This window comes from Streptomyces sp. URMC 126 (assembly GCF_051386555.1).
In the GTDB taxonomy this organism is placed as follows: domain Bacteria; phylum Actinomycetota; class Actinomycetes; order Streptomycetales; family Streptomycetaceae; genus Streptomyces.
Genome location: NZ_JBPQTX010000409.1, coordinates 1 through 5,412 on the forward strand (window position 1 = coordinate 1; position 5,412 = coordinate 5,412).

The 5,412-nt window shown below is 77.3% G+C and carries 2 protein-coding genes and 1 pseudogene; 2 read left to right on the plus strand and 1 reads right to left on the minus strand.

The window, feature by feature from the left end:
• Positions 1-464 precede the first annotated feature (464 nt).
• Both ACSNOK_RS30245 and ACSNOK_RS30250 read left to right on the plus strand, forming a co-directional pair.
• Positions 465-1,313 (plus strand): glycerophosphodiester phosphodiesterase, encoded by an 849-nt coding sequence (locus tag ACSNOK_RS30245; protein ID WP_436783989.1) that lies wholly within the window; start codon positions 465-467, stop codon positions 1,311-1,313.
• Between the two features lie 265 nt (positions 1,314-1,578).
• Positions 1,579-2,139: pseudogene (locus ACSNOK_RS30250) on the plus strand (ATP-binding protein).
• Between the two features lie 222 nt (positions 2,140-2,361).
• On the opposite strand, the gene ACSNOK_RS30255 reads toward ACSNOK_RS30250, so the two are convergent.
• Positions 2,362-3,330 (minus strand): DUF5926 family protein, encoded by a 969-nt coding sequence (locus ACSNOK_RS30255; protein ID WP_436783990.1) that lies wholly within the window; start codon positions 3,328-3,330, stop codon positions 2,362-2,364.
• Between the last annotated feature and the right edge of the window lie 2,082 nt (positions 3,331-5,412).

The window sequence follows — 5,412 nt, forward strand, 5'->3', positions numbered from 1 at the left end:
GGGACGAGCGGGGGGAGCGGCGGGGGGCGTCGACGTGTCCGTGGCCTCCGGAGCCGGAGACCCCGTCCGCGAACCGTCCGGGGAAGGAACGGCGGCGCCCTCGTTCTCGGTGCTCACGGTGGTCTCCTCATCACGTGCGTCGGTTCGTTCACGGCCGGAGCCGCTGCGGGACGGGCGGGGCCACGCCGGAACACCTACCCGGGTCAGCCTTTCCCATGGCCCGTCAGGCCGCCGTAAGCGGTACCTGTGCGCCACCGCCTCGCGCACACCGCCGGCACCCGGACGGCGGCCGGGCGGCCTCGGTGCCGCGCGGGACGGCGGCCGGGTCCGTAGCGTCCGTCGAGTCCGTCGGACCGGCCGGACCGGGCGGACCGGGCGGCGGGGCGACCCGGCGGGAGGCCCCGGCGGGGCAACCGGACAAAGGCCCCATGCGCGATTGTGCCAGGCGGTGGCACCATAACGCGGTGACCACTGCGCACCCGGCCCCCGCGTCCCGCCCGGGAAGCCGCCCCCCGGCCGTCGTCGCCCACCGCGGCGCGTCCGAGGACGCGCCGGAGCACACCCTCGCCGCGTACCGGAAGGCGATCGAGGACGGCGCGGACGCGCTGGAGTGCGATGTCCGGCTGACGGCGGACGGGCACCTCGTCTGTGTCCACGACCGGCGGGTCAACCGCACGTCCAACGGCCGCGGCGCCGTCTCCTCGCTGGAGCTGGCCGACCTCGCGGCGCTCGACTTCGGCTCCTGGAAGGGCCGGGCGTCGGACGCGGAGGCGCCCGACACCGACACGACGGGCTCCGGCGATCCCGCCGACACCTCCGTCCTCACCCTGGAACGGCTCCTCGAACTCGTCGTCGACGCCGACCGCCGCGTCGAGCTCGCCATCGAGACCAAGCACCCGACCCGCTGGGCCGGCCGGGTCGAGGAGCGGCTCCTCGCCCTGCTCGGCCGCTTCGGCCTCGACCGGCCGCCGCCCGGGGAGCCCCCGGCCGTCCGCGTGATGAGCTTCTCCGCCCGTTCCCTGCACCGGATCCGGGCGGCGGCGCCCGCGCTCCCCGCCGTCTACCTGATGCAGTTCCTCTCGCCCCGGCTGCGCGACGGCCGGCTGCCGCCCGGCGTCGGCATCGCCGGACCCAGCATCCGCATGGTGCGCGCCCACCCGGACTACGTGGCGCGGCTGCACCGGGCGGGGCACCAGGTGCACGTGTGGACGGTCAACGAGCCCGAGGACGTCGAACTCTGCCTGCGACTGGGCGTGGACGCGCTGATCACCAACCGGCCCAAGGCGGTGCTCACGCAGGTCGGGCGGCGCTGAGGCGGGGCCGCCGGGCGGCTGTCGGGTGACTGCCGGACGGCTGCGGTTACCGGGCGGCGGCTGTCGAGCGGCTGCCGATACCGGACGCCCGCCGGGCGGCTGTCGGGCGCCCGGCGGGGTCCCGCGGGCCCGGTCGCCGCGCGCCGCCGGACGCGACCGCACGCCCCGGCGCCCGTGACAGGGTGTGCCCCGGCGCGTTCGGTACGTGTTCGGCCGGTCCGAGTGACCCCACCGGACCCGGAGTGGCCGGTTTCCGGTCCAGGCCATTGGGGCATCCATCCCCTGACGTGGGGCAAAGGAGGTCTCGGGGGTGGCGTTGGTGGTGGCACAGGAGGTGCCCACGTCGTCGATCATGGCCGTACCCCATGGTCCCGCCGGTGTGGGCGAAGCGAGACACCGCATGCGTGAGGACCTGCGAACGAGCGGGGTACCGGATCCGGTCATCGACGACGCCGTACTGATTCTTTCGGAGTTGCTCAGCAACGCGTACCGGCACGGGCGCCCGCTGAGCCGGGAGCGCGGCACGGCACGGGCCGACGGCAACGGCGGCGTCCTCGCCGCCTGGCGGGTGGACGAGCGTGGACGGCTCACCGTGGAGGTCACCGACGGCGGCGGGCCCACCCGTCCGTTTCCGGCCACTCCATCGGTCACGGCCCGCGGCGGGCGCGGGCTCAACATCATCAGCGCGCTGTCCCAGGAGTGGGGCGTACGCGACGCCACGGGCGAGGTGACGGTCTGGGCCGCGCTCTCCGCCCGAGCCGGTTTCGCTACGCGCGTCGACCTCACGCCGGAGTTCGACCTCTCCGATCTGGACGGGCTGATGTGAGCCGCCGCCCGGTCGGGCTCCCCTTCCGGTAGCCGCGGCTCCGCGCCGCCCGGCCCCGGAGGGCCGGACGACGACAGAGGACCGTACGCCGGCGGAAGACCGAACTCCGGCGGAAGGCCGGCCCCCGACGGAAGGCCGGACGTCGGCGGGGGGCCGCTTCGACGGCCGGAGGGCGGCCGACGGCGGCAGGCGCCGATACGGCGAAGAGGCGCCCCGGAAGGGTCAGTTCAGCGTGACCTGACGGCTGGCCAGCCCGCTGCGCGCCCGGCGCTCCTCGCCGGACAAGGGCGACTCGTCGGCGAGAGCCTTGTTCAGCCGCTCCGCGAAGGCCGCGGCCGGCTTCTCGACATCCGCCGCGGTCACGCCGGTGGGCAGGTCCCAGACGGGCACGGTCAGCCCGTGCGCGCGGAACGAGCCGACGAGCCGGGTGCCCTCGCCGAGCGAGGACTCACCGGCCGCGTGCAGCCGCGCCAGCGCGTCCAGCAGCTTCTCCTCCGGGTGGGTCATCACCCAGCGCAGGTGGTTCTTCTCGGGCGTCTCGCACCAGTACGCGCCCTCGACGCCGGAGAGCCGGACGGTGGGGATCGCGGCGGCGTTCGCCCGCTCCAGCGAGGCGGCGACCTCGCCGGTCGCGTTCTCGGCGTTCTCGACCCAGAACTCGAAGCCGGTGTGCACCTCCGGCTCGAAGGGCGCCGAGAGGTCCAGCAGGTCCTGGAGCCGCGGCCCGTCACCGCCCGTGCGGGAACCGGCGACCGGGGTGCCCGGCTCGGCGGCGAGTGCCCGCTGGAGGGTGTCGGCGAGGTCGCGGCTGAGGTCGCCGGTCGCGGTGTCGTTCTGCAGGCCGAGCAGGACGGCGCCGTTGTCCCGGCGCAGGGCCGGCCAGGCCATGGGCAGGACGGTCGCCAGGGTCACCGAGGGGACGCCCTCGGGCAGCCCGTCCTTGAGCGTGAGCCGCACGGTGGCGGCGGGCACCAGCTCGCGCAGGGCGACCCAGTCGGCCTCGCCCGGCAGCCCCTCAAAGGGCCGCTGGACCAGCTCGGCCGCGGCGTGCGCAGCCTGCTGGCCGTGGCACGCCTTGTATCGGCGGCCCGAGCCGCAGGGGCAGGGCTCGCGGGCGCCGACGACGGGGATCGGACCGTCGACGGCCCGCGGCGTGGCGGCCTTCGTCTGGGGGCGGCGCTTCTTGGCCATGGCGTGCGTGTCTCCCGATCGATGCGTCCGACTCCGGGCTTCCGGGCCCCGGCCCGGCACTCCGTTTCCGGAATGCCCGACGCCCGGATCCCGTACCGGATCTTCTGTCGCCGGATCCCCGACGCCCGGCCGCCCTCCTGGACGCCCGGCCGCCGGTCCCCCGGCCGCCGGCCGGATGCCTCCGGCCCGTACGGGCGCGAGCCTAGCGCCCGGCCCGCCGCGGACCGCGGCACGCACCCTCCCGACGCCGACGGGACGCCCGGCCGGAGCCCCGACGGCCGACGGCCCCCACTCCCGGCCACGCCCCCGGGCGGACTCGGAAACCTCTCCTCGCCGACAGCGGCCACGCCACTCTTCGGCCCGGCCCGCGGCGAGGGCCCCGGGGCGGGAGCGGGTCCGGGGGCGGAGACGGACGCCCCCCCCCGGCTCACCGGCCCCACCGGGCACGCGAAGTGCCGCCGGCGCGACCGACGAATACCGACGGAGGGGCCGGACCGGCGCGTCGGAGACGCAGGCCCCCGGTGGGCGGACGGCTCACGGAGACGGACGGCGGACGGACGGGGCCGGACCGGCCGCCGGCCTTCCGACGGCCGTACGCGGCGGCCAACCCGAGCCGCACCCCGGAGGATCGGAGGCGGGCGCCGGGACAGCTCACGCAGGCGGACGGTGAACGGCACATGCGACCGCTGCCCGTCGGCCGTGGCCAGGGCGGCGACGCAGGCGCCGGGCGGCCAGTGCGGGGGACGTCCAGCCGCGCGCCAGAGGGCCGAAGACGGACGCCGTCCCTGAGGTGGGCGGGGACAACTCACGCAGGCGGGCGGCGGGCGGACGGGCCGGACTAGACCGGGCACGCCAGCCTCAAGGTGGGCGGGGACGACTCATGCAGGCGGACAGCAGGCGGAAGGCGGATGGGGCTGGGCTGGACCGGTCGCCGGCCTTCCGACGGCCGTACACGGCGGTCGGCCGGAGCCGCGCGCCGGAGGATCGAAGGCGCCCGAAGTGAGCGGACTGCAAGCGCAGGCGGTCGACGGAAGACGGGCCGGGCCAGACCGGCCCCCGGCGTTCCAACGGCCGTACACGGCGGGCCGCCGGGGCCGCGCGCCAGAGAGTCGAAGGCGGACGCCGGACCCCGGGTGGGCGCACAGAGACGGACCGCAGACGGACGGGCGCGGGCCGGCGAGTGCCAGCGGGGGCCGGAGCTGCGCGGCGGCCGGCCGGAGCCGCACGCCGGAGGGCTAGAGGCGGGCGCCGGAGGGTCGGTCGGAGGCGGGCGCCAGCCGGGGTGGGCGGACCGCTCACGCAGGCGGGCGGCGGGCCGGACCAGACCGGCCGCCGGCATTTCAACGGCCGTACACGGCGGGCCGCCGGAGCCGCGCGCCAGAGAGTCGAAGGCGGACGGCGGGCCCCGGGTGGGCGGACAGAGACGGACGGACGCGGGCCGGACCGGCTGCCGGCGTTCCGACGGCCGTACGCAGCGGGCCGCCGGAGCCGCACGCCGGAGGATCGGAGGCAGGCGCCGGCCCGAGGCGGGCGGGGCGACTCACGCAAGCGGACGTCAGGGCGCAGGCGGACGGGACCGGGCCGGCCGTCGGCGTTCCGGCGGCCGTACGCGGCGGGCCGTTGGGGCCGCACGCCGAAGGGCCGGAGGCAGGCGCCGGCCCCGAGGCGGGCGAGGACAGCTCACGCAGGCGGATGGCAGGCGCAGGCGGACGGGGACCGGAGCGGCCGCCGGCGTTCCGACGGCCATACGGCGGCCAACCGGAGCCGCGCCTCAGAGGGCCTGAGGTGTGCGCCGGCCCGGGGTGGGGGACGGAAGGCGGAGGCAGACGGCGGGCGGACGGCAGGTGGAGGCGGACGGCGAGCGGATGGGGCGGGCCAGGCCGGCCGTCGGCGGTCCGGCGGCTGGATGTGGCGGGCCGTTGGAGCCGTGTGCCAGAGGGTCGGAGGTGGGCGCCGGCCTCCGGGTGGGCGGACGGCTCACGGAGGCGGACGGCGGGGGGACGGGGTCGGGTCTGAACGGTTGTCGGTGTTTCGGCGGGGCGTACGCGGTGGGTGGTGGGTGTTTCGAGGCCGTGCGGGGGG